The sequence below is a fragment of the Victivallis lenta genome, from assembly GCF_009695545.1.
In the GTDB taxonomy this organism is placed as follows: Bacteria; Verrucomicrobiota; Lentisphaeria; order Victivallales; family Victivallaceae; genus Victivallis; species Victivallis lenta.
This window is the reverse complement of record NZ_VUNS01000011.1, coordinates 60,917-84,443: the sequence shown is the minus strand read 5'-3', so window position 1 is coordinate 84,443 and position 23,527 is coordinate 60,917. Positions and strand designations below refer to the sequence as shown.

At 56.5% G+C, this 23,527-nt stretch carries 20 protein-coding genes; 7 read left to right on the top strand and 13 right to left on the bottom strand.

Annotation, left to right across the window (positions count from 1 at the left end):
- Positions 1-90: 90 nt before the first annotated feature.
- Positions 91-828, top strand: a complete 738-nt coding sequence (locus FYJ85_RS11445; protein ID WP_106054324.1) for a glycerophosphodiester phosphodiesterase — start codon at positions 91-93, stop codon at positions 826-828.
- Positions 829-951: 123 nt separating this feature from the next.
- Here FYJ85_RS11445 and FYJ85_RS11440 read toward each other — a convergent pair whose 3' ends face one another.
- From FYJ85_RS11440 to FYJ85_RS11425, 4 genes are read right to left on the bottom strand one after another with little or no spacing between them, the layout of a single operon-like run.
- Complete coding sequence (locus FYJ85_RS11440) at positions 952-2,214, bottom strand: exo-alpha-sialidase (protein WP_154418653.1); 1,263 nt, start codon at positions 2,212-2,214, stop codon at positions 952-954.
- Complete coding sequence (locus FYJ85_RS11435) at positions 2,211-6,266, bottom strand: beta-galactosidase (RefSeq protein ID WP_154418651.1); 4,056 nt, start codon at positions 6,264-6,266, stop codon at positions 2,211-2,213. Before FYJ85_RS11435 ends, FYJ85_RS11440 begins: the two co-directional genes overlap by 4 nt.
- 29 nt (positions 6,267-6,295) lie before the next feature.
- Positions 6,296-6,901: a DUF1559 family PulG-like putative transporter gene (locus tag FYJ85_RS11430; protein WP_106054321.1), complete on the bottom strand. Its 606-nt coding sequence runs from the start codon at positions 6,899-6,901 to the stop codon at positions 6,296-6,298.
- A gap of 13 nt (positions 6,902-6,914) precedes the next feature.
- Entirely contained in the window at positions 6,915-8,027 is a 1,113-nt protein-coding gene (locus FYJ85_RS11425; protein ID WP_154418649.1) for a GntR family transcriptional regulator, read from the bottom strand.
- Positions 8,028-8,423: 396 nt separating this feature from the next.
- Between FYJ85_RS11425 and FYJ85_RS11420 the strand changes: the two genes are divergently transcribed.
- From FYJ85_RS11420 to FYJ85_RS11410, 3 genes are all read left to right on the top strand, one after another.
- Entirely contained in the window at positions 8,424-9,509 is a 1,086-nt protein-coding gene (locus FYJ85_RS11420; protein WP_154418647.1) for a substrate-binding domain-containing protein, read from the top strand.
- A 76-nt stretch (positions 9,510-9,585) separates the two neighbouring features.
- Positions 9,586-10,227, top strand: coding sequence for a DUF1559 family PulG-like putative transporter (locus FYJ85_RS11415; protein ID WP_154418743.1), 642 nt, complete (start codon positions 9,586-9,588; stop codon positions 10,225-10,227).
- Positions 10,224-12,644 carry a GH39 family glycosyl hydrolase gene (locus FYJ85_RS11410; protein ID WP_154418645.1) on the top strand — a complete coding sequence of 807 codons (2,421 nt, stop codon included), beginning with the start codon at positions 10,224-10,226 and terminating at the stop codon, positions 12,642-12,644. Before FYJ85_RS11415 ends, FYJ85_RS11410 begins: the two co-directional genes overlap by 4 nt.
- Before the next feature lie 252 nt (positions 12,645-12,896).
- Here FYJ85_RS11410 and FYJ85_RS11405 read toward each other — a convergent pair whose 3' ends face one another.
- Positions 12,897-13,814 (bottom strand): aldo/keto reductase, encoded by a 918-nt coding sequence (locus FYJ85_RS11405; RefSeq protein WP_154418643.1) that lies wholly within the window; start codon positions 13,812-13,814, stop codon positions 12,897-12,899.
- Positions 13,815-14,169: 355 nt separating this feature from the next.
- Complete coding sequence (locus FYJ85_RS24420) at positions 14,170-14,478, bottom strand: GIY-YIG nuclease family protein (protein WP_206213126.1); 309 nt, start codon at positions 14,476-14,478, stop codon at positions 14,170-14,172.
- 526 nt (positions 14,479-15,004) lie between these two features.
- Here FYJ85_RS24420 and FYJ85_RS11395 point away from each other — a divergent pair.
- From FYJ85_RS11395 to FYJ85_RS11385, 3 genes are all read left to right on the top strand, one after another.
- Positions 15,005-15,442, top strand: coding sequence for a hypothetical protein (locus FYJ85_RS11395; RefSeq protein WP_154418641.1), 438 nt, complete (start codon positions 15,005-15,007; stop codon positions 15,440-15,442).
- A 54-nt stretch (positions 15,443-15,496) separates the two neighbouring features.
- Positions 15,497-15,772, top strand: a complete 276-nt coding sequence (locus FYJ85_RS11390; RefSeq protein WP_154418639.1) for a hypothetical protein — start codon at positions 15,497-15,499, stop codon at positions 15,770-15,772.
- 83 nt (positions 15,773-15,855) lie between these two features.
- The gene (locus FYJ85_RS11385; RefSeq protein ID WP_154418637.1) at positions 15,856-16,056 is read left to right on the top strand and encodes a helix-turn-helix domain-containing protein; all 201 of its coding nucleotides are present in this window, start codon (positions 15,856-15,858) and stop codon (positions 16,054-16,056) included.
- Positions 16,057-16,099: 43 nt separating this feature from the next.
- Here FYJ85_RS11385 and FYJ85_RS11380 read toward each other — a convergent pair whose 3' ends face one another.
- Genes FYJ85_RS11380 through FYJ85_RS11350 form a run of 7 tightly spaced genes read right to left on the bottom strand, consistent with a single transcriptional unit; the run spans position 16,100 to position 23,526 of the window.
- Positions 16,100-16,549, bottom strand: coding sequence for a hypothetical protein (locus FYJ85_RS11380; protein WP_154418635.1), 450 nt, complete (start codon positions 16,547-16,549; stop codon positions 16,100-16,102).
- A gap of 5 nt (positions 16,550-16,554) precedes the next feature.
- Positions 16,555-17,385, bottom strand: coding sequence for a hypothetical protein (locus tag FYJ85_RS11375; RefSeq protein WP_154418633.1), 831 nt, complete (start codon positions 17,383-17,385; stop codon positions 16,555-16,557).
- An 11-nt stretch (positions 17,386-17,396) separates the two neighbouring features.
- Positions 17,397-18,038 carry a hypothetical protein gene (locus FYJ85_RS11370; RefSeq protein WP_154418631.1) on the bottom strand — a complete coding sequence of 214 codons (642 nt, stop codon included), beginning with the start codon at positions 18,036-18,038 and terminating at the stop codon, positions 17,397-17,399.
- A gap of 15 nt (positions 18,039-18,053) precedes the next feature.
- Positions 18,054-20,138: a hypothetical protein gene (locus FYJ85_RS11365; RefSeq protein WP_154418629.1), complete on the bottom strand. Its 2,085-nt coding sequence runs from the start codon at positions 20,136-20,138 to the stop codon at positions 18,054-18,056.
- Positions 20,135-21,409 (bottom strand): hypothetical protein, encoded by a 1,275-nt coding sequence (locus tag FYJ85_RS23125; RefSeq protein ID WP_235903183.1) that lies wholly within the window; start codon positions 21,407-21,409, stop codon positions 20,135-20,137. The genes FYJ85_RS11365 and FYJ85_RS23125 overlap by 4 nt, the downstream gene beginning before the upstream one ends.
- 33 nt (positions 21,410-21,442) lie before the next feature.
- Positions 21,443-22,444, bottom strand: coding sequence for a hypothetical protein (locus FYJ85_RS11355; RefSeq protein WP_154418627.1), 1,002 nt, complete (start codon positions 22,442-22,444; stop codon positions 21,443-21,445).
- A complete protein-coding gene (locus FYJ85_RS11350) occupies positions 22,441-23,526 on the bottom strand; it encodes a hypothetical protein (protein WP_154418625.1) in 1,086 nt (361 codons plus the stop codon). Before FYJ85_RS11350 ends, FYJ85_RS11355 begins: the two co-directional genes overlap by 4 nt.
- Between the last annotated feature and the right edge of the window lies 1 nt (position 23,527).

The following is a 23,527-nucleotide window of genomic DNA, read 5'->3' as shown; positions in this document are numbered from 1 at the left end:
AAAATTCCGAAGAAACAGCGCTCCGGCTCTTTACACGGGCGGCCGGGCCGGTTATATTACCGGTTGAAATAACTGCAGGGAGGCTGATCCATGAAAAAGAACGTTACCGTCATCGGACACCGCGGCATTGCGGCCGCCTATCCCGAAAACACGTTGATTTCATTCGAAAAAGCGGTTGAGGCCGGGGTCGATGCGATCGAGTTCGACGTGCACATGACCCGCGATGAACAGCTGGTCGTCACGCACGATCCGACCGTGAACCGCTGCAGCAACGGGACCGGAGACGTCAACAGCTACACGCTGAACCAGCTCAAAGCGCTCGATTTCGGCAAATGGAAATCGCCGGAGTTCGCGGGGACCCGGATTCCGACGCTCGACGAAACGCTCGATGCGATCCATGCCAAACGCCCGGAGCTGTTTCTTCTGGTCGAGCTGAAGGACGACCGCGAGGCGTGCACCCGCATGGTGCTCGACGTGCTGCGCCGCCGGAACCTGCTCGGCAACAGCCTTGTGCTGTCGTTCCACTCGCGCCAGCTCAAGCTGCTGCGCGAGCTCGAGCCCGGCATCCGGCTGCAGGGCTTCCCGCACCGTTACCTGAAGATTCCGTGCCCGGAGCTTTACGATTTCATCGACAAGGTCTGCATCTGGAACCATGAGGCGTCGGCCGCCGAGGTCGAGGAGTTCCACAAACGCGGAATCGAAGTCGACGTCTATCCGGTGGACGATGAACTCCAGCTGGAAAAAGTGCTCGCGCTCGACATCGATTCGATCACGACGAACGCCGCCCACACGATGATTCCGCTGCTCGAAAAGCGCGGCCTGCGCTGAGCTCCGCGCCCCGGAATGAACAAGGGATGCCGGACCGTTCGCCCGGCCGGTTCTCCGGGGCTGTCGGCGCAGCCGCAGAATTTCCAGACAATTCCGTTCCCGGCCGCGCGGATTTTCGCCTCATCACGGAAAGACCGCCCTGTCCAGCAGCTCGGGGCCGATGATCCGGCCGACCAGAAAGTGCTTGCGGTCGGGATAAAAGAGCACCGGCCGGCCATCCACCTCCTCGAAACTCGAGTAGAGCGCAAGGTCGCTGCGGCGGTTCAGCTCGACGTTGTCGCTGTCCATCAGGGAGATCGGAGCGGAAAACCGCAACGGCTGACCATCGCCCGGCGCAAACCGGCCCAGCGACAGATAGATGGGGCGCCTTCCGCGCCCGTCATGGTTCCGCCAGGGACCGAAATCGGCGCCGTGGTTGTGGAAAAACAGCAGGTATTCCGTCTCATTCAACCGGTAGCAGGGACACGGGCTCAGCGGGTGTGCCAGAGGCGGCAGGCCGTCCCCGTAGGTCAGGATTTCGGGCCGGCTCCAATGTTCGCCGCCGTCGCGGCTCTGCGCACAGACCGGGTGGCCGGAGACCGAGCGCATGACGGCAAACAGCCTTCCGTCCGGCAGTTCGACGATGCTCGGCTCCTGAACCAGCGAACGTTCGGGGTGACCGGCGATCGGGAAACGGAGCGACTGTTCGTCGGGAGTCAACAGCGTGATCTCCAAATCCCCGCAGTCCGGATCGGCGTCCAGATTCTCGAACCGGAGGAAATCGACCACGCTGTCGTCATTGTACCAGCCGTCCTCGGCCGGGCCCGGATAGCGCGAGGGGCTGACCCAGCGGGTAACGCCCGCCAGATAACGGCCGTCCCCGAACCGGAGCGGTTTCTGCCAGACGATGCAGTTGGGCGGCACGGCCGGGTCCGGATGGTCCCAGATCGTGCGGGGAAGCGTCACCGCCTCCTCGGCGCTCCAGCTCTCCCCGCCGTCATCGCTGAAAATCCCGTGCAGCAGACCGGTGGTGTGGGTGAAAATATCGTTGATTCCCATGTGCTTGCTGTACAGCACATAGATCCGCCCCGAACGGCTGACCAGCGGGAATCCCCAGCTGCACATGCCGCGCCCGGTCGCCGGGTCCGGACTGCCGCCGGCGATGATCCGGGGCGGGCTCCAGACCCGGCCGCGGCTGTCGGAGGAAGCGAAGACGATATGCTGGTTGCACTCCCCTTCGAATCCGGACTGAGTCCATACCGCCGCCAGCGTTCCGTCGCCGCGGCGGAAGACCAGGAAATGCTCGTTGGCGACATCGGGCAGCCCGCCCGTTCCCCGCCCGTCCGGCACATAAATGACATAATCGGGATGGGTGCGGAAAAGTTCCGCTTTGTCGTTTCCATTCATTTCTGCACCTCCAGAACAAGTTCGCTGATTTCAACCCCTTCGGCCGGCGGAACGTCGATGAACTGAATCACGAGCCGCCGAAGCTCGGCGGGGAGCTTCTCCGGGAAAAATTTCCGAAGCGGAATCCGGACTTCCTGAAACGTCGCGGAATCGCCGTCTATTTTTTTTCCGGGCAGATAATCGGCGATCCACACCTTCTGCGACTCCATGCCCTCCCCGGAGAACGCGGCCTGGAGTTTCTGCCCGCCGGACGGACCGCCGTTGATCCGAAACCGGAGGAAGGAAAGTGCCGGGTCGGCGCCCTCCAGACCTGCCGGCCGGTTCTCCGGAGCCCGGAGGGAGAGGCCGCACCAGTTCTGTTTCGCCTTCCCGTCCAGCTGAATTTGCAGCCGGCCGCCGTTCCAGACGCCCCGGCAGCCGAGAAAACCGGATGTTCCCCACTCTTCGAAACGGAACTCCTCCGGCGGCGCCTGGCGCAGAACCGCCTCCGCCGGAAGCTCGAGAGCCAGTTCGCGGATTTTCACGCCCGCGGCCGGAGCGATCCCGGTGAACTGGAAGCTGATATTTTTGATCTGCTCCGGCATGCCGTCCGGAAAGAATTTCACAAGCGGAATCCTGACCTCCTGAAACGTCGCCGGGTCTCCGTCGATGCCGGAATCGCCGGCAGTCAGAAACCCGCCGATCCGGGCCTGTGCCGACCGGAAATCCGCGCCGCTCCGGATTCCGGCAAGGCTGACCTGAAGGCTCTGCCCCCCGGTGTGGCGCCCCCATGCGTCGTCGGAACCGTTGATCCGGAATGAGAGAAAAGCGGCGGCGGGATCGATCTTCCGGGTGTCGAGCTTCACCGTTTCAGGCAGCGCAAGATTGAAGCCGCACCAATCCTTTTTCTGCTCATCAAGCCCGACTTCGAGTGTGCCTGCGCTCCACTTCGCCTTGCAGCCGAACCAGCCGTAGCCGGTCCAGCCCTCACAGGAGAGGCGGGTGTTTCGCGCCGCCGCCGGATCGACGAATTCCGCCGTGATCCCGACAATGACCGGAATCGAAGCGCCGCCGGCGGAGACGATATCCATGGCCACGGCGTTTTTCTCCGGCGCCGGATTCTCCCATTTCCAGATATGGAAACCGCGACCGAGCGTATTGCGGAAGGCGGGGCGGAACTCCGTTCCCGCGTGCGGGGTCACGCCGAGCCACCAGTCCCCGACCTGCTTCCGGCAGACCACCGGAACCGCAAGCGAACTTCCGTCGTCATAGCGAACGATGAAGCGATACGCCTCCTTGTCGTCCGTCCAGGCGGTGCAATGGAAAAAATAGAGATTCTTCAACCGGCCGCCGAGCGGAATGCCCCGAACCTCCTTCGCCCCGAAACCGGGCGCGAGATTCCGGGAGTCAAGCACGATGCAGGTGCGGTTTTCGGTTTCGTCAAACCGGAGGATTTCGGTCGGCACTCCGCAGAACTCCTGAATTCCCCACGGCACGCCGTCGAGGCTGTTCTCCGCCCCCTGATCGGTCCAGCCGCCCCGGCCGTCGCCGGCAACCGAATCGGTGAAGGGGCGGTTGCAGAATTTGCGCAGGTCGAGAATGCGCGTGAAACGCGAATCCGGCGAATGGCGGAACTCCGCCTCCGGCGGCTTGCGCTCGTTCTCCAGCTGCTTATCCGCTTCGGCACGCCGGGCTTCCAGCATGCCGGCCCCGATCCGCTTCGCTCCCGGGAAACGCTTCCGGAGCGCCGCTTCGCTCCCGGTCACCACCAGGGCCCGGAAGCGGGGCGGCAGATAGACCAGCGCCCGGCCGGACGTCACCGGCAGCAACTCCCGGGTCAGCGGGTCGATCGCCGCCTCTCCGGCGGGCAGCTTCAGCTCCGCCAGCTTCGGATAGCGGTCGAGGTTGAAGGCGAAACAGCCGGTGAGACTGTCGTGATTCACCTGATGAAGCTCGACATTGGGAACCAGCTCGTTTCCGCCCGGCGCGGAAAGTTCGGCCATCGGCCGGCGTCCGGCGGAGGAGAGCAGCGCATCGTAGATCGCCGCAAGGTGGTAGTCGAGGCTCTGAACGCCGATGAAAATCACCTTTCCCTTGCCGCAGTCGCGCTCGACGATCGCCGGACGGCCGCCGGCGGACGCCAGTACGCGCCACTCCTTCCCGGCCGTAATCGCGGCGAAATCGCGCACCCGGACCGCGCCCGGAATTCGGACGGACGCCGGAATCCGGAACTCCAGCGTCTGCGGGGAGCCGGCCTTGACGGGCTCCGTCTTCAGGGAGTCGAAAATTCCCCGCCACTCCAGTTTTTTCCCGTACTCATCCTCCGGCAGCGCCTCCAGAGAGGCGATGAGGATACCGCCGTCATTCACATACCGGCGGAGCAGCGCCTCGGTTCCGGGGTAGATGTTGCGGATGCCGGAGGCGATCAGGACCGGAAACCGCTCCGGCGTGAAGCGCTCCGTCTGCTCCTCCAGCAGCACGCCGTAGGGGTAATGGAGAAAGTCGAGCATGGTCGCCGTGTCGCGCACCTCGTTCTTGACCGTGTTGCCGATCGCCGGAGCGCGCCGTTCGGTGGGGTACGAGAGCAGCAGTCCGATCTCCGGCCGCCGGTAGTTCTGGCGCGGCACGAAAAGGTCGTCAAGCGCGAGCATCTCCTTCTTGACATCCATGATCGCCTTGAGCCCTTCGGTCGGAAAGGCCCAGGGATTGAGGATGTGGAACTGCATCAGTTCGGCGAGCCGCCTGCCTCCCTCCGGCGAGCCGGGCGGCGTCCAGCGCGGATCCCATGCCCGCTTGCACCAGAGGAAGAGATAGCCGGCATTGCCGCCGCGCACCAACTGCAGCCAGAGCGTGCCGTGAAGCGAAGCGTAATCCTGTTTGGTATAGGTTTCGCCGTCATGCACCGGTTTGCCGTCGGCGATGGCGCGGAAGAAGCGGCGCTGGAGCAGATCCTCCCGGAAAGCGGGCTCCGGCATCGGCGTGTCGATCAGCGCATCGCTCTTCCGCAGCAAACCGCGCCCGAACGAGATGCCGCCGCCGGTCGAGGTCGATACCGTCGCGCAGAATTTATTGATTTCAAAAAGGTTGACATGATTCTTCGGCAGCGTCCGGTAGTTGTCCGCGCCGGGGGGCTGAATGCAGAACCGCGCCTCGGGGTCAATCGAGCGGATGATCTCCATCCCCTCCCGGCAGAGATTCAGGAATTCCCGCTCCATGAATTTCGACCACTCGACATAGAGCCCCGGCTGGTCAGTGCGGTCCCGGAACTCCCCGATCTCCTCCAGCGTCGCGTAGCTGCTGCCCCAGCACCGGTTGACCGCATCGACCGTCTTGAACTTCTCCCTGAGATATGCGACGAAACGGCTCCGGTTGGCGGGACACGGATCATGATAGGCCGGTTCGTTGAAGAGCTCGTACATCAGGGCGCGGCCGCCCGACGCCTTCAGCTCCTGCGCTCCGGAACGCCACATCTTGCGGTAGAGCTCCCGTCCGGCCGGATCGGCGAGGCAGTAGGGAGTCCAATGATTGCTGTCGCTCATGCTGCCGCGCGAATTGTAGGCGGAGAGCGGAATTTGATCTTTGTATTTCTCCTTTGCTGCCAGGAACAGGCCGTGCGACCAGGGCGCGCAGGTGAAATCGACCTGAAGCGGCAGGCCGATTTCGCGGCGAAGCCTGTCCAGAGCATCGCGCGTCTCATCGTCGAAGAGGAAGCTTTCGTAACCGCCGTCGATCTCCTTCACCCACTTCTCCGAGGCAAAGAAGCTCAACGTGTCGAAACCGACCCGCTGCGCCGCTTCGTAGTCGATCACCTGCTCGTAGAGCCATTTCAGCGAATCGGGATACCCCTGTGTCGGCGCCATGCTTCCGACAATCTTGTTCGGAACCTGAGCCCCCAGCAGAAAACGCGGCCGGCCGTCCAGGCAATAGTTGCCGTGCGCATCGATCGTAACCGGCGCCCCCTTCGGAAACAGTACGGGAGCCTCGAGCTCCCCGAACTCGGCAAAAAGCTTCTCTTCCGCCGCCGCCGCGCCGAACAGGAGAAGCCCAATACAGAAAGAAAACCATTTACGCATGTTTGAAAAGCTCCCCGGCCTTGAACGGCCTACCGCAGTTTGAAGAGGCTGGTGACGCCCGCAAGACGCTCGGTGTTCTCCATCGCCACATGACCGTCGAGGTACAGAACCGCGCTGCCGGCCGGATGGTTCCGGGCCGGTTTCCGAACGTCCATCCAGGGGTTGCACTCCTGATGCAGGCTGTCGAGAAAGATGATTCCCTGCGAAGCGGACACCGTCATCTGGCTCATATTCATGTCCCGGTCCAGATTCAGGTTGACGCCGTAATTCGTCGCCCCGAGATATTCGCCGTTGACGTTGGGAAGCGAATAGGTCTTCACCTGACCGGGGCAGGACCAGATTTTGTCGCCTTTGGCTCCGTCATAGAGCGGATAACGCCCCGCCATCACGAAATTGATGCAATTGTGAGCCCAGTAGTTGTCGTTGCCGGCGCCGTAATACTTCCGCGGCAGCATCCCCGCATAGTGATCGACGTAAAGCGTCACGCCGAGGCCGATCTGCTTGAGATTGTTCATGCAGCTGCTCTGTTTCGCACTGTCGCGCGCCCGGGCGAGCGCCGGAAGCAGCATGGCCGCTAGGATTGCGATGATCGCAATCACCACAAGGAGCTCAATCAACGTGAAATGCTTCTTCATCTTGCGTGTCCTTTCATAAGAGGTTTGAAATGCCGAATGAAGTAAAGGCGATCGAATTGCCGTCGACCCAGTCCGGAGCGATATGGGTAAAGGAGTCCCCGGTGACCCCGCAGGAGCGCTGCCGGTCGAGCTCATCGAGTACCGCGTGGGCGATCCCTTCGATGTTCTGCTGGGTTCCGGAGGGGCGAAACGGGAACGCCGAATCCATCCAGCGGTAACGGTCGTGCACCGCCACCGAAAAGTCGCCCGGCACATCGATGTTCCGGCGGGCGAGCTGGTGCAGGAAGCCCGCCGCGGCGCGGTCGCCGAAAACAACCGCCGCCGTAATCCGGGAATTGGCGGCCAGCAGCTGTTCCGCCGCGGCGCGCCCGTCCTCCTCGCTGATGGAAGAGGCGGTGACGATATTCCGGGGATTCATTTCGACGCCGAAAGCCGCCAGTGTCCGCCCGTAAGCTTCGAGGTTGCTTTCAAAGTCGGTGAAACCGACCGGGCAATTGACCAGCCCGATCTCCCGGTGCCCGTGCCGGAGCAGGTTCTCCACGCACATGCGCATTCCCGCCACGCCGTCCGAACCGACGCGCGGCCCCCGCAGGACCTGGTCCTTCCACGGCATGGTGACATAAGCGATGCGTTCGTGCTCAAGCATGATGAGATCCTCTGCATCGTAACTGATGTTGCTCAGGACGACGCCGTCAGCAAAAGTGGGCGGGATTCCGCCCTTCCGGAGAAACTCGCGGAACGAAAGATGGCGCGGCAGCAGCGACAGACAGAGCGAATACCCCCGCCGGGTCGCTTCACTTCCCAGATGGAAGAGGAACGGGGTTACGAAGGTGTCCTCATCCGCCTGGGAATGGAACGTGGAGGTGAGCAGATGAATGGTCTTCAGTTCCGCCCGGGGCTGCGATTTCTCCGAAACGAAAGAGCCCTTCCCCTGAATCGGCAGGACCAGCCCCGCAGTCACAAGCCCGCCGATCGCCTGGCGCACGGTCAGCCGCGAAACGCCGTAAGCGGCCGCCAGCTCCTGCTCGGAAGGAAGTTTGTCGCCCGGCCGCAGCATCCCCTGCCGGATCTGAAGGGACAGCTCCGTCTGAATCTGTTCGTACTTCGACTTTGATGTGGAAAGCATCAGAACCTCTTGAAAAATACAACTTGTATTGATGTCAATATAATTATAGTAAAAACGGGAACCGTTGTCAAGAGGCAAAGCAAACTTTTATCGAAAAAAATGGTTCCCGCACATGCGAAAACCGGAAACGGAGATGCGGCGGGAACGGACATCCCGGCCAAACCGCGCGGGAAAACCCGCTTCCTTCGTCCGGCTCCGCAGTCTGGTGCTTCTCCCTGAATCAGGAAGTTGAATTTTTTTCAGGAAAAAAAGCTTGCCCTCTTGACATGAGACGAAAAGTTTGGTATAATAATTATAGGTGAACCAAACAACCTGTTATTTGAGCTTGCCACCGATAAAAAAAGAGTAAAAACAGCAGACAGCGGCTCAGGCCGGCAAAGTTATAGGAGAACCCGAATGAATATCGTGGAAACACCGTCCAAGAAGGATCAGGTGCGCAATTATCTGATTCAGGAGTTGAACAGCGGCAAGTATCCGCCCGGTTCGCTGTTTCTGTCGGAGAATGTGTTGTTCCGCGAACTCGGCATCTGTAAGAATACGGTACGCGAGGCGCTCTCCTCGCTGGTCAGCGACGGATTGCTCGAACGGGTGCGGGGAAAGGGAACGTTCGTGCTGGAACCGCGGCCGAATCTTGCGGAAAGCACTTCCGCGGGGGTGGTTCACTTCATCTGTGCCAATCCTTATCGAATCGGGGAAGGCGATCCTTTCATCAGCGGACTAGTGCAGGGACTGCACGCGGCGCTTGATCCGTTCCGCTGGCGGCTCTGCCTTGATTTCGCGGACTTCACGGAGCACTCATACGAGGACATGAAAACGATCATCGGGACGATCCTCCCCGGGGAATGCGCCATATTGGCGGGCTTCAACTATTCCGCAAAGCTGACCGACATGCTGCGCGAGGCGAATATCCGTTTCGTGACTGTCGGACAGGCCGAGGACGAGTCAGTTCCCTGCGTGGATACCGACTATGTTTCGGGAACTTATGAGGTCGTCAGCGACCTGATCGGGCGCGGTCACACCCGGATCGCGCTGGTCGACCGCCGCGGTCCGCACTTTCCCTCCTGCGAAAACCGGAGGCGGGGATATATCAAGGCACTTGCCGAGCACGGCATCATACCTGACGCCCGGCTGATGGCGCAGTATTCGAACCTGACGCCCGCCGAAGGCGAAAAGATGTGGAAGGAGCTGGAGGAATATGCGACGCCTTTTACCGCTGTCCTGATTTACGGCAATACCCCGGTCCTCGGCTTCCTGAAAAGCGCGCTGGCGGCAGGACGGAAAATACCGGAGGACCTGTCGGTCATCGCCTTCTGCGACCCGCCGCTGCTGGTTGCGGACCATGTGATCACCCGGGTCGTCCCGTCGCTGATCGAACTCGGCAAAGCCGCCGGAAACCTGATCCGGGAGCCGGACGGAACATCGCAGCGGATCATTGCCTGCCGCCGGCTTGACGGCAATACGGTCGCCGATATCGGCCGATGAAACTCCGGAGCCTTGTACATTTTTTCGGAATGAATGCGATAGCCAAGAAAAACTTAACAGGTTGAAAGGAATGAACATGAAACGTCTCTTCACGCTGATTGAACTGCTGGTTGTCATTGCAATCATCGCCATACTGGCTGCGATGCTGCTGCCGGCGATGAACCAGGCGCGGGAAAGAGCCCGCACGATCAGCTGCACCAACAACCTGAAACAGCTCGGCCTTGGAATCGAGCAGTACAAGGGCGATTACGACTCTTATATTCTGCGCTGGTGGATTGACGGTTACACTCCTTCCGTATACTGGTTCTGGAATCTGGAACTGCTGGGTTACATTCCGCCGGTCCGGGCGGGAGTGAAAGGGATCATGCTCTGTCCGACCGGAGCAGCCGAAGCCGCCGACCCCGCTCAGGCGGCAGCCACCTACTGCCGGGTCGGCAACAGCCAATGGGGCAAGAACGGCTGGTACAGCACTGATGACTTCTTCAAACTCGATACGCTGAAGCGCCCGGCGCACCAGCTTCTGGTCATGGAGTACTCTTTCCGGACCGGAGGCGGCACGATCGTGCCTGCCGACGGGGCTTCGCTCAAATATACCGAACTGCGGCTTTACGGTGCTTTTCTTCATGCCCGGATGATGAACTGCCTCTTCGCCGACGGGCATGTGCCTTCGCTGGCCGTCAACGAAATAGAAAAAGACATGATGGACGATCCGCGATGATGAAGAAACTGATCCTTGTTTCGGCGCTGCTGGGCTCGATGCTGATTGCCGGTGCCGCGGAATTGATTCACTTGAAGATGGATTTCTCCCGCCCCGGCTGGAACGAGATACTGTCTCCGCAGGGGGGAGAAACGACCGTCCGGGATGGAGAACTTTCGCTTTCAGCCGGCAGTTCGGTTGTCACGCCATACTTTCCCCTGACGCCCGGCGAGCTGGAAGTGAGGGGCATTGCCGCCGGGAACCTGACGCTGCGGATTCATTTTCTCCGCGGCGGAAATCACCGCGATCCGGGAACCGAAGTCGGAATCCGTTCCGTTCAGACGGAAAAGGACGGAAACTTCCTCTTCCGCATTCCCGTCGCCGATTCTCCCGCCGGGAGCGACGGCTTCCGGCTCGAGATTTCCGGCGCCCCAGGGAAGAAAGCACGCCTGAGAGCACTGGAAATAAAACTGGCGGCCGGGGACGGAATCACGATCAACGGAGACCCGTTTTTTCAAAATGAACTCGGAAGGGACCATTGGCTGGTGGAAAGCGGAAAGAGCCGCATTCTTTCCGACACCGGCCATTTCCGGGGGAAACTGCTCGAAATGACCGATGCGGGAACGATCGTTTCCCCCCGGTTCGCCTATCGCGGCGAGCAGCTTACGATCGGACTCTGGGGAATGCAGGAGAACCTGCGCAAAGGAGCGGGGCAGCCCGAATGGGCTTACGCCTGTGTCCAGATTCTCCTGTTTGACCGGAAAGGGAAGGAGATCAGCCACATCGACCTGACTCCGATTCAGGCGGGCGCCCTGCCCTGGAAATACTATTGCCGGACGTTCGAACCGGACAGCTGGCCGCGTAATACGGAAAGTTTCGCCATCGCGTCGCGCATTTTTCCCGGAGCGACAGGGACGGTCCGGCTCGGAGCCGTTTCCGTGATCCGCCGGGGAGAAGCCGCCGTGCGGCCTCCCTATCGGGCCGAAGGGGGGAAAATCCGGATCGGAACCGGAAAGCCGGGCGAGGTGTTTTCACCGATCTGGCAATGCGCCGATATGTCCTTTGCCGGCGATGCGGCCCAGAAGCCGATGCGTCATGCCCTCAGGGAGCTCCGCAGAATCGGAGTCCGCCACCTGCGGCTGCGCGAATTCATGCAGGGGCAGCGCCTGGTGAAGAGCATTGCGCCGGACGGCAGCTTCGAACTGGACTATTCCCTGCTCGACAAAACCTTCGACTATGTCGTCAGGGAGCTGGGTTATCAGCTTACGGTGACGGTGGAAACGACTCCGAACCAGTTATCGGTGATGCCGGGACCCGATGATTACGTCTACGCGCATCCTTATCCCCCCCGGGATCTGAAAATCTGGAGAAACATTCTTCAGGCCGTTGTCGGCCACTGGATTGACCGGTATGGAAAAGCATGCGTCGCAGAATGGACCTTCGAATGCTGGAACGAACCCAATGCAAGTTATTTTTTCAAGGGAACGGAAGCTGAATTCGCCGAAATCTTCGGTGCATATCTGGATGCGCTGACCGAGATTGAACGAAAGCACGACATCAGGCTGCAGATCGGCACCATGAGCGCGGCAGGAGTGACCCCCTGGTTCTTCAGCTGCCTGGAAAAGGCGCGCGCCATCGGGAAACTGGATGCAATCGACGCATTGTCGCTGCATCTTTACGCCGGGTTCATCGGTTCCATGGGAACCTTCGCCGGAGACGTCGGCCGGATGCGCCGGATTGCGTCGGAATACCCTCCGATGGAAAATCGTCCGATATACATTACCGAGTACAATGCCAGCACCATGAGCGACTCCCGGCTCGATACCGTCACCAATGCCGCGTTCTTCGTCAAGGCGAATCGGATTTTTCTGGATGAAAAGGTGGCCCGCGCCTATTTTTTCGCCGTCTGCGATCATCTCTGGACAGGAAACAACCATCATTTTGAGGGAGGTCTCGGCCTTTTCACCAAAACGGCGATTCCGAAGCCGGTATTGAACGCCCTGACGCTCCTGAACCGCTTCGAAGGCTGCCGGAGGCTGCCGGTGAATTCCTCCAACGATCCGTTCGACGCGATTGCCGGAGTCGACGAAACCGGCACGGTCCGGGTGCTGCTGACCACCTTCGACGAACGCCGGCCTGAAGAAACCGCTGCAGCCAAGCTCCGCCTGGAGCTTGACTGGACCGGGCGTTCCCGGAATATCGCTCCGCGGCTGATCCGCGTCGACAGCCGCCACGCCAACTCCCATGCGGCCTACTGGGAGGCGGGCTCTCCCACAATAACCGCGCATCCTGACGTGACGCCGTTTCGGCAGGCCGGCGAGATGAAATCCGAACCGGTAACAAAGTTTCGCTTCTCCGGAGACAAACTGCTGATCGATCTGGAACCGGAACTCAATTCCGTCACCTGCGTGGAAATCGCTCCGGCGGAGCGTTTATGATCCGACACTCCGCACCGGCCCGCCGCCGGTGTCGGAGTCATATCCGCATCCCACAGGCGAAACTGCCGTGAAAATGAAAAAACGAACACGGCCGGTTCTTCTTCAAACACCCGCCGCGTTCGTCCAAGAGTAATAAATGGCGGAGCATCCTGAGGATTTCCGGAAATCTTCTCTCATCCTCAAAATAACGAATTTTTCAAGTCTCGGAAGGAAGCGGCATTCACTACCTCATCTTCCCTGAGACAATTCAACTTACGGTAAGCGATTGCCTGCCGCCCGGTAGATTTCGTACCACTCCTCGCGAGTCAGCTCCACATCAGCGCCGCGCGTATTCTCGCGAACCCGCTGCGGTTTGGTCGAGCCGATGATGGTCTGGATCTTCGCCGGATGGCGCGCAACCCATGCGACCGCCGCCGCTCCGGGGCTGAGCTGGTAACGTTCACCGATCCGGCCGAGGGTCTGGGTCAGCCCGGCATAACGTTCCGAGGTCAGGAATACCCCTTCGAAAAAGCCGAACAGGAACGGCGACCAGGTCTGGATGGTGATTTCATTGAGTCGGCAATATTCGAGGACGCCGCCATCGTACATGGTGCCGAGAGGACTTTTGATATTCACATTCAGTCCGGAATCGACCAGCGGCGTATGAGCGGGGCCGAACTGGAGCTGGTCGACGATCAGCTTGAACGGCACATATTTCTGAAGCAGTGCCATTTGCGACGGATTCTGGTTGCTGACGCCGAAATAGCGCACTTTGCCGGACTGGTGCAGACGGGTGAAGGCTTCAGCGACCTCTTCCGGCTCCATCAGTGTATCCGGGCGGTGGAGCAGCAGCACATCGAGGTGGTCGGTCTGAAGCCGGGTAAGGCTCTGATCCACCGAATGCAGGATGTGCGGCAGCGAGAAGTCGAAGAAGCCGGGCCGGATGCCGCACTTGGACTGAATGAGAATCCGGTCACGCACATCGGGATGAGTGTGCAGATATTCGCCGAACCGTTCCTCGCAGCGCCCGCCGCCATAGATGTCCGCATGGTCGAAAAAGTCGATGCCGGCTTCCAGGCTGGCATCGATCAGCTGTTCCAGTTCGGAGGTATCGAGTTCCGCGATACGCATACAGCCGAGCGCGACGGCAGAGGCTTTGAGTCCACTGTTGCCGAGATTGATGCTTTTCATAAAATACTCCCTTTCACAATGATATTGTTTTAATCTACCACGAAAAGGAGTGCCGGTCAAACACGGCCCGAGGTGAAGTTCCGGAATTTTTCCTCCAAAGAGCGGTTTTGCGTGAAAAACAGCTCGCGCCGTCCTGACGGAACCGGGCACGAACTCCGGTACCGCCGTTACCGAAATTGCTTGAGCTTATGCTTGCCGGAATCGTGCCGTAAAAATGCCGTAATTCCTGTTCAACGAACACCCCAAACGCCTTGTTGCATGATGTGCGGTCAAAAAATAAAAATGGTGGTCTGAACTCGTTTTGGGCTCAAAACGCCGTAAAAAAAGCAAAAATGGTGGCCCAATATAAACATGCTCATACCAAGAATCTTGAACTTTCAGAAAGTCGGTTCGAGTTTTGTAAGGAATCTATCAACGACTCGAACGAAAAGTGACGCTTTGCGAAAGCATGACCGCTGCCGGATTTGAGATCATCTTCAAATGCCGCGGCTTTCTCTCTGGTTTCAAAAGCAAAATACACTTCCACTTTCCACGGTGTGAATTCAGAAGTATGCGGGACATCACCTTCGCTATGCTTAATCAAGCGTGATTTTAAATCTTCGGTACTTCCGATGCAGCATTCAGCGGGATGGGGATAGAGTAAGCGTAAAACATGATGACTCACTTTGCTCGCGGAAAAGGATGGCTTGCCATCCGTAGCTCGGCTTTGTCGAGCGAAGGATGGTGGGCCATAAAAGACCTAAACGAACTAATCCGAATTGAGTTTTTTATATCGGGGGAAAGAAATTTGAAGAAAAAATGAATTTTTTTATGCTCAATACTTGATATTAGCAAGTATTGAGTGTATATTATAATTGTTGAGAGAGAAAAGAGGCTGATTGAAAATCGAATAGAAAAAAGGTGCCGGGTGAAGTGGTTCAGACTTCAATCCGGCGTGTCGCCCCGAAGCGTCAACCACGAACGCGACGAAGGTTAATATAACCTGCCGCGTTCAAAAATCAAGGAGGAGCGGAAATGCTCAAGCGGATAATCAAAATGATCCGCGAAGCGTTTAACGATCCGGCAGCATTGGAAGTGGCTGTAAAGACCATGACAATGTACATCCCGGATGAACGGTAAACGCTGAACCGGCCGCCGGTAACATGCCGGCGGCCCCCTATCCCCAAATTAAAATGAAAGCAGGTTATAAAATGGAAAAAGAACTCACAAATAAACTTGAGGTTTTGATGTATCGGCTTATCAAGGCCGGACGCAAACAGTGCAGCGCCAAAAGAGTATTATTGAATATGGGCGGCACCCCCTGCGATTTGACCTTTGCAAAAGAGGCGCTCCAAAAAGGACGAACGGAAGCCGGGGAAGTCCGTGACGAACTGTTTGAATTGCTGGTACGTCCTGAAAATCGGGAAAGTGTCATTCAGGATGAAGCGTTTTGTAATGACTTTGAAAATTACATTCAACGCATCTGGGGAGCTGACCAAGCTATAATCGAATGCGAACGGGAAATTGTCGATACAGAAAATATGGAGCTTGAAAAATACCTCCGGAAGCGGCGCAAAGAACAGTTTTCCAAGCTCTTATACCTCAAAACAGCAATCGTCGATCACCTGATTTCAAGCCGCAAAAAGTAAATGGAAGTAACTGGCCGGGCATCGCGCCCCGGCGCAATTAAGGAATAAGCAGAAATGAAACAATCAGAAAAGCTTCAGACGATCAATATGATTCTTGAAAAACTTCACAGAATGAGCTGTACCCCTAAACACAGATTCTATTTCGATTTCCACCATAACAACGGTTGGTATCGTATCATGTACATCGATATGACGCCGCATGAATTTGTGGGAACAGGCGAATACCATGTTCATTGCAAAGAGGTGATAAGCGCCCCCCTTAAAGATTTCTATTATTCACTCAATGACGGCAGCTTGGACAGGCTGCTGAAAGACGCAATCAACGGGTAATTTGCATCTCAAGCAAATACGCGGTATAGTATCGAAAATAACAAACAGCTCCGCGCCCGGCGGCCAATCCGGGCATTCCATTTATGACAATCGATGATTTTTTGAAAAAACACGAAATGACGGCGTACCAGTTCGCCAAACTGACCGGGTTTCAACAGTCGCAGATTTCCCGGTTCCGATCCGGTGAGGCTGCATGGTCGAAGTCAAACGCATTTTTCCTGCGGGCGCTCGATTATGCCATCGAACATGGCTTTCCCAAAACGCCCGCCCCGCCGAAAGGATGAAAGGCGGAACGGGCACCAGGTGACTGTGATAGTCTCCGGATTTTCAGGCGGTTTTCACTTTCCTCTCGGCACGTTTCCGCCTGTGGTAAGTGAAAAATTTTTCCAGTTCCGGAATTTCTTTGATCCGTCTTTGTACCATTTTGTGCATAGCCTGACGGCTTACGCCGCGCTTCTCTGCAAGTTCACTCAAATTTGCATTCGGCAAATTCAATTTCAACCAGACCAATTGCAGCGAACGAAAGTCAAGCGCCGCCATAAAACCAATCACCTCCATCATGTCCGCCCGACTGTAACGCTTCTCTTCTTCCGCCGCTACTGAACGTACCACCCGCCGCTCGGCCAATCGCCTATTCATAATAATATCCCTCAATTCCTGATCTTCTGTACGGCAGTCAGACAACAGTTTCGGGTCCGCGGCTGTTTTGCAATACCGGTGAAGTCTGCATTTGGCACATTCCCCAATCTGCCCGTAATTTTTTCCATAACATTCCATTGTCATCACCTCGTGAATAATTGGATTTTATTGTCTTTGCGGCAATTGTACCAGTATCCGTTCTGGTCGCCGTAAGCATCCAGCCAGTGAAACAACAGCCGATACATTGCCGGTGCGCTCAAATCAAGCGGCAAAGTCTCGGTTTCCGCCCCGTTCTCCCTGTCGAACCATCGAACATCTGTAAAGGCAATTTTATCGGTTCCAAGTTTGCAGATGTTGAACCAGAAACTTTTTGTTTCCGGCATATGTTCAGTGTCGGTACTGAACACGACTTCAAGAGCCGGCGTATTCGCTTCCAGGTCCAACCGGTAACGCGCCACCCACGGCGAAAACTCAAATTCAACTTTCCCGCTTTGCGGATAGATATTGCGTTCTCCGGCGGTATAGCAGCAAAACAGGTAATTAATCATGTGTGCGTCGTAATAATCCCGTGCCGATTGCGGCGGCTTCGGATTCAGGCCCGGCGGGTCAATCGCCGGAAGCCCCAACACTGGAAACTCGATATATTCCACCGTCCTGCTGTTTGCATCCATGCCGTACAGTGCAAAATACAACGTTTTCCCCTCCGGCCGCGCATCGACCGCAGCCAAAAACGGCAGGTACAGCGTATCGATCAGCAGCCGGACCATATTCCCAAGTCGGATGATGTGGCGGTCATCAATCCGGATTAACACATTCTCTGCCTTATAGTCAAGCGCCACGGCAGCACGCCAGATAATTGCCTGTTGTGAAACCGTCCTGCCGGAAAACGCGATTTCCCACTTTTCAAGCTTATCCGAATAGCGCAGGGTCGGACGGCCTTCGACCAAGCGCTTTTTCTCAAGGTCATAAATCATCCTGCCTCCGGCTATTTTTCCGCGGCGGTCGCTGCCGTGTCCCGTTGCCGTTCCATTTCCGCAATTTTCATCAAATAGAACTGCATCGCCTCTTTGCCGGATGCCGTAATCGTGAAACTGGTCGTCGTGCTTTTGGCTTTCGAGTTCCAGAAACTTGCGCTTTCCTCCCGCGCATAGTCGATGTAATCCGGCGTTTCGGTCCCCTCCGGCCGCGCCACAATCGTACTTTTGTAATGGGTGCTGCCGACAATGGAATTCAGCGACGGCGTAGTCGTGCCGGTCGCCGGATTATAGCCGGTGTCAATCAGGTTGACCGCGCCATAACCTTTCAGGCTGACGCTTTTTTGACTGACCGATTCGACCAGCTTGTCCGTGCTGCAGCCCGCCGCCAGCAGCAGCGCTCCGGCCAGCAGGAACAGCGGCGTTCCGACGTGCGCCAGCGCTTTCACCCCCGCCCAAATCGCAGTACCGGCCGCGCCGATCAGCGTAACGATAAATGCACCGATAGCGGTACGCTTGCAATGTCGCCAGGTCGTTGCAAAATCGATCAGTTCGTGTGCGGTCGCGGCATTCACTCCGTGCGGGCAACCGCCATGCTGCACGATGGCCGCCGCTACGATTTCACCGATTTCCCGCTTGTCCTGTTCATTCATATTCCGTACTCCTTTTTACTGTTCTACTTGTTCCAATTCGACCGCAGGATCGATGTACACGAAACCGGCGGGACTGTACCAGTTGAAATAAATCCGCACATTCACAACCGACGTTTCGGTCCATTCCAGCGGCAAAACCAACATTTTTTGCGTCAAATCCGAATCGTTGTTCCATATCGCCGCCGCATCTTCCTGCCACTGGCCCGCGGCGCTCCAAAATACCCGGCGTTGCGTCGCCCCCTGTACCGTCGCGGAAAGCATCAGTTGCCGATACAGCATCGAAGCATCGGCAATGCCTTTGTAAGCGATATGCAGTTTCAGACGGTGACGGCCGGTCGTTTCCGGTAAAAGCTCCATGCCGTTAAACGGCCGCCGGCCTAAAATCATCATATCGGTTTCACTGTTGTACGTATTGTTCCAGAGTTTCAGGCACGCCGGAGAACCGCCGGTTCTGGACACGTTCCAGGTGTCGCAAAGCCCGAGCGGATTCCGCTGGACGAAATGCCCGGCCGCCGCCTCGTTATTGCCGACAAAACCGATGTAGTTTTTCCCTCGGTAATCGCTGTTGTTTTCCAGCGGCCGGATTGCGACGTTGCTTTCATCGACGAAAACAAATGAATAATCGCTGTAAGTGCTGCCGATTGCCGGGTCCCCGGATAAGGCCGGATAGGTAGGATTCGACAGGTTGACCGCCAGATTCCGCACGCGAACCGTCGAGCTGTCGCACGCATAAAGCGCATAGCCCGGAAACCAACTAGACAGGGAATTGACATCCGCCAGCGCCGCCACGAATACCGCCGTACCGGACAGGGTGCAGTTTCCAAGCCGGCAGTACGCCGCATAAAGCGCCCGCCCGCGCGGATGCTTGACCGTGATATTTTCAACCTCCACGGCTTTCCAGTAATTCGATGTTTCGGTCTGCCGGAAGTCAAGGTAGACGGCTTGATAGCTGCTGTTGCTTGAACTTTTGACTTCATCATAACTGTTCGATTCCCCGATACCGTCCGCCTCCGCCAGCGTAACCGCCAGGTTCCGCACTTCGTGCACGCATCCGGGGACCTGCGAACAGGTATAGCAACGTTCCATTCGGAAAACAGATGCCCCGGATTGAATATTCCATAGGTGCGGCAGACTGATCGAAACATCCGTGACTGAAAAATCGCGCAGATAGTAGAAATAGAACATATATCCGTACATGATAAGCGAGGCCGGCCGGTTTTCGTCCAGCGCCTTGTTCATCGTCACGGTAATTTCGGAAATATCTGATTGCTGGTAGTCCATCAATTGCAGCAGACACGGCACATACTGCGCCGTTCCGTTGAACCAGATATTCGCAGTCAGGCCGCGAACCGTCGCTTCGATTCCGCCTTCCTGCCGGTCTGACAGGCACAGCGCGCGGTAACTGTTACTGCGGGAGGTCGCCAACGCCTGAATTGCCACGTTTTCAACCTGCACGATTTTCGCATAGTAACAGTAGATACCGTGTGCGTAAGCGTCAAAATTCATCGCGCAATCGGTCATGCTGCACAAATTCGCGTAATATATCCCGATATAGTTGCACATCCGCGCGGCGTTGTAGGGCGCTGCGGTCGTGAAGTCTGCCGCATCCAACTCATAGCCGGCATATCCGAACCGGCAATGCTGAAACAGGAAATTCGCGTAAAAGCTGCTTGATTCCGTGAAGTTAAAAATATACGAATTGGCGGTTGAGTTCTCCCGGAACAGGTAAACCCGATGCAGTAGAAAGTTGCGAATTTTCCCGAAACTGGCGGATGAGCCTGATATATTCTTGACGTTCGCATGTTCGGCGCTGTCCATTCCCCAGGCGCTTTTTGCTGCATCCGGAACGATGTCATAAAGCAAATCATCCGGTTTCGGCATTCCAGCAACGATCAGATTCAGAATATCCGAACGGGTCCCGGAGGGCATGACGCACGCGCCCGCGGCAGTCCGCCGAATCAGGTAACAAGTTCCGTCCGCAAATTCCGCTAGTGTCGCCGGCAGGTCTTTCAACGCTGTTTCCGGAGTGCTGCCGTCGCCGGCTGTCTCTCTCGACGGGTCAACATAGACGACTGCAAAATCGATATTGGAAAAAATCATAGTTCCCCCTTGAAGATTGAATAATTGGTTTTGGCCGCTGCTGCCACCTGCAACGGCGCGTCGCAGTTGTCATACATCGAGGAATTGCCGCCGCCGGCGCTGCCGCCGCCATTGATCCAGGCGGACAATTTCGTCCGGCCGTTAAGCTGGCTGTACCCGGTAAACGCCGCGTTCATCAGACCGGGTGCATTCATGCTGACAATGACTTCCCCGTCCACGCCGGCGCGGACCGTCGCATTTTCAAACACAATACGAGTAACCGCCGTAACAGACTGTCCGGTGTCGGCAACCGCGATTTCCTGAAAATTCTTACCGTCATCGCCCGCAAATTTCACCCATTCAGCTCCGGAGAAGTCACCCAATTGCGGCGGGTCCAGCGGCACGGGTGAAACGATCTCGGCACGGTATTTCCTGCCGGACGGAGACAATGAGAAGCCTGCGCCGGTCGCGGCGGTCGCATAAGCAATGTAGGTATAGAAACTGGCACCGTCTGCACCGTCTGCACCGTCTGCACCGTCTGCACCGTCTGCACCGTCCTTGCCCGGTTCCCCTTTCGGCCCCTGTGGTCCGATATCGCCTTTGTCGCCCTTGTCGCCCTTGTCGCCTTTCGGCCCGGTGTCGCCCTGCGGTCCGCCGAGCAACGGTTCCGGGTCGCTCCATTCCCCGCCGGCAGCACGATTGCGCGAGCGCTTCCAACGGCTTTCCGCGGTCGCGTCTCCGCTCCATTCCGAATCCGGCGCATCAGCAGCAACAGCGAATTGCGTTTCCTCTCCGGCGCGCATGATTGCCAGCATTCCGGCAGTCGGTGTGTACTCCGGCTGTGCGGCAGTCGGCGCACCCTCGGTTGTCATGACTGCCGGTTGTGCATAAACAGTATCCTGCAACAGTGTTTCGCCCAAGAGGTCGCCGGCGCGGTGTCGCTTCACCTGAATATACATCAGGGTATTGCTATGGTTAGCTTTGGCCCCGAACACATCGGAAGTCGAATCAACCATGACTTCGATTTCCCCATCCGCCGCCGACACGATCCGGCAATCATCGTGCCCGGCGTAAAACATCAAATCATCGTCATGGATGAAATTGATATCGCCGCCGCAACAGAACGTATCAGAATCATTCAGGACAAACGGCGTTCCGTCGTCATTGCAGAACTTGAACCGAAGTGCGACACGCATCCCATAGATAATCTGGTCCCGCTGCTCCGGCTGCTGTACATTGTTATTACCGGGAATCGGAACGAAATGTTTGGTATCCACGTTGGCATACAACATGAAAAAGCCCCCTTTTTAGGAGGGGGCGAAACGTCAAAAATAAGTCATGGATTTTTTAAAGTCAAGCAACCCGTAAACGTCCGCATATACGTATTGTACAGCTTCTTGTCTGATTGTTTCCGGGGCAGTAATCCGCTTGCCCGGCCATTTCTCCGGCGGCATGTCGGCATGATAGAAAAAGCGTTCTCCGGCCGGCCATGATCCGGCAGCAAGTTCCCACACTTTCTTATCCGGCTCCCACGGGTAAAGGTTATCTTTATAGTTCCCGTTCACCCCCCACCCGCCGCCCGGATTGTTGAATTTGCATTGGCTGCTGATTACGTATAGTACATAATCGAATGCGTAGCAGTACCGGTTGAATTTCGCGGTAATTTCACACGTCCCATATGCGCTCCAATTGATGTTGCCTTGATTTGCAACAACGTATTTATACATCAGGCCGAAACCGAAAAAGCCGGTCTCGTAATAATCTGTGGTCTTGGTGATTGCGTCATGAAACGTAATCGGATATGACGTGATTTTATTCGGGTCGGTACGCTTCATGTGAATCGCAATATTCGGATTTTCCACCGTCCCGCACATGTTGCTGTCATCCCAATAATACCGCATCATTTGAACCAGCTTTTTCAGCATCAGCATTTTATGTTTTAACGCAGCCGGTCTCATCCAGCGCGCCGAATACATGCCGAAATGATAGCCGCATTCATTGCACAAATCATTATACGAATACAATGGGGAACGCAGCCAGATATTTTGATCCCCGATCATGTCATCATTGATATAGTCCGGTGACGCATAGTTTTGCGCGGCGGTAATCAAACTGGTTTCCAGCATATCGATTTTGTTGAAGTTCATCGGACAACCGGGCGTAAACGGTTCTCCCATCTGCTTGATGCTTGATTGTAAATCGTTGCGCTGAATCACCGCGCAACGTTCCTGCAATGCTGCCCATAACCAGTTCCAATAACGGCAGTCACGCGGGTTCAGCGCCTCTTCTGACCAATCCAACGTTTCATCAATCCCGAATATTTTCATAACACCACACCCGTACCCGCAATGTAAAACGTTTCTTTATAGCTGCTCCGGCCGATAATTGAATCAATGTTATAGCTGGAACCCTTGAATTCAACAACAATCCGGCTGCGCTTGAATTCCCGCTTGTCATTTTTGTCTTTGACCAGCTCGAAAACCAAATCCGTATAATTTTCAAGCGACTGTCCGCAACGGAAATAGGTTGCCGAATCGACCGAATCCCCCCAATAGATTACCTCATCTTTATACCAAAAGGAATAAAAGCCCGTCACGCCTAACGCGGCATCGATATTGCCGGGATAAGAGGAAAGGCACAGCGGTTCCCATGTCCCGTCAGCCAGGTAATTTCGCGTAATCGTGATATAACTGTTTTCGTCGCTCGTATCCTGCCAGTATGGAACGCCGATACTATCATACAACTCCTGTTCCCCGTAACCGGGCGGCGGCGGCAATTCAATATATTTTGAAAATGGATTCATCCACTTTAAATACTTTTTCTTGTCCGTGCCGGTGGCAACTGCATAATATCCTGTTCCGGTATTGTTGTATACCACCTGCGTAAACGGGTCTTTCTTCGCTACATTTTCATAGCGGTTACTGTTTTGATTGTACAACCAGCAATTTTCATCCATGACAACCGGCCAATACCGACTGTTGTAGGGGTCGTATTTTTGTGTATAATCCGCAGTATAAAAAACATTGTCCCACTTATGCGCGGTCGGCACAAGCGTCCAACCGGTCGCCGTGTGGTAGCGATCCGCCTGATTGCTGCAATTCCGCAAGGTCAAGCCAAGTTCCTTGCAATCGTAATTCTGCTGTCCCTTGTAAAAGTTGTTGTTACCGATCCGCCGCCGGGCGGTTTCGTCATCCGCAATGAAACGGTAATATCTGCCGTTCCGTTCCAACAGATAACTTCCGCGGCACACATCGGCAAAATATTGATCAAGCGGCCAGAAAACACCATTATCCGTATTGCCGATCCAACCGCGATCTTTTTGCCCCTTTCGGCGTTCCAGGTACAAAAACAGCGTCTGGGAAATATTATACCGCTGCAAATTGAATGCACATCGTGTAGAAAGCAACATA

Bases quoted from the DNA above. Each gene is read 5' to 3' on its own strand.
- FYJ85_RS11445 (WP_106054324.1), top strand. From the start codon at position 91: ATGAAAAAGAACGTTACCGTCATCGGACACCGCGGCATTGCGGCCGCC.
- FYJ85_RS11440 (WP_154418653.1), bottom strand. From the start codon at position 2,214: ATGAATGGAAACGACAAAGCGGAACTTTTCCGCACCCATCCCGATTAT.
- FYJ85_RS11435 (WP_154418651.1), bottom strand. From the start codon at position 6,266: ATGCGTAAATGGTTTTCTTTCTGTATTGGGCTTCTCCTGTTCGGCGCG.
- FYJ85_RS11430 (WP_106054321.1), bottom strand. From the start codon at position 6,901: ATGAAGAAGCATTTCACGTTGATTGAGCTCCTTGTGGTGATTGCGATC.
- FYJ85_RS11425 (WP_154418649.1), bottom strand. From the start codon at position 8,027: ATGCTTTCCACATCAAAGTCGAAGTACGAACAGATTCAGACGGAGCTG.
- FYJ85_RS11420 (WP_154418647.1), top strand. From the start codon at position 8,424: ATGAATATCGTGGAAACACCGTCCAAGAAGGATCAGGTGCGCAATTAT.
- FYJ85_RS11415 (WP_154418743.1), top strand. From the start codon at position 9,586: ATGAAACGTCTCTTCACGCTGATTGAACTGCTGGTTGTCATTGCAATC.
- FYJ85_RS11410 (WP_154418645.1), top strand. From the start codon at position 10,224: ATGATGAAGAAACTGATCCTTGTTTCGGCGCTGCTGGGCTCGATGCTG.
- FYJ85_RS11405 (WP_154418643.1), bottom strand. From the start codon at position 13,814: ATGAAAAGCATCAATCTCGGCAACAGTGGACTCAAAGCCTCTGCCGTC.
- FYJ85_RS11395 (WP_154418641.1), top strand. From the start codon at position 15,005: ATGGAAAAAGAACTCACAAATAAACTTGAGGTTTTGATGTATCGGCTT.
- FYJ85_RS11390 (WP_154418639.1), top strand. From the start codon at position 15,497: ATGAAACAATCAGAAAAGCTTCAGACGATCAATATGATTCTTGAAAAA.
- FYJ85_RS11385 (WP_154418637.1), top strand. From the start codon at position 15,856: ATGACAATCGATGATTTTTTGAAAAAACACGAAATGACGGCGTACCAG.
- FYJ85_RS11380 (WP_154418635.1), bottom strand. From the start codon at position 16,549: ATGGAATGTTATGGAAAAAATTACGGGCAGATTGGGGAATGTGCCAAA.
- FYJ85_RS11375 (WP_154418633.1), bottom strand. From the start codon at position 17,385: ATGATTTATGACCTTGAGAAAAAGCGCTTGGTCGAAGGCCGTCCGACC.
- FYJ85_RS11370 (WP_154418631.1), bottom strand. From the start codon at position 18,038: ATGAATGAACAGGACAAGCGGGAAATCGGTGAAATCGTAGCGGCGGCC.
- FYJ85_RS11365 (WP_154418629.1), bottom strand. From the start codon at position 20,138: ATGATTTTTTCCAATATCGATTTTGCAGTCGTCTATGTTGACCCGTCG.
- FYJ85_RS23125 (WP_235903183.1), bottom strand. From the start codon at position 21,409: ATGTTGTATGCCAACGTGGATACCAAACATTTCGTTCCGATTCCCGGT.
- FYJ85_RS11355 (WP_154418627.1), bottom strand. From the start codon at position 22,444: ATGAAAATATTCGGGATTGATGAAACGTTGGATTGGTCAGAAGAGGCG.
- FYJ85_RS11350 (WP_154418625.1), bottom strand. From the start codon at position 23,526: ATGTTGCTTTCTACACGATGTGCATTCAATTTGCAGCGGTATAATATT.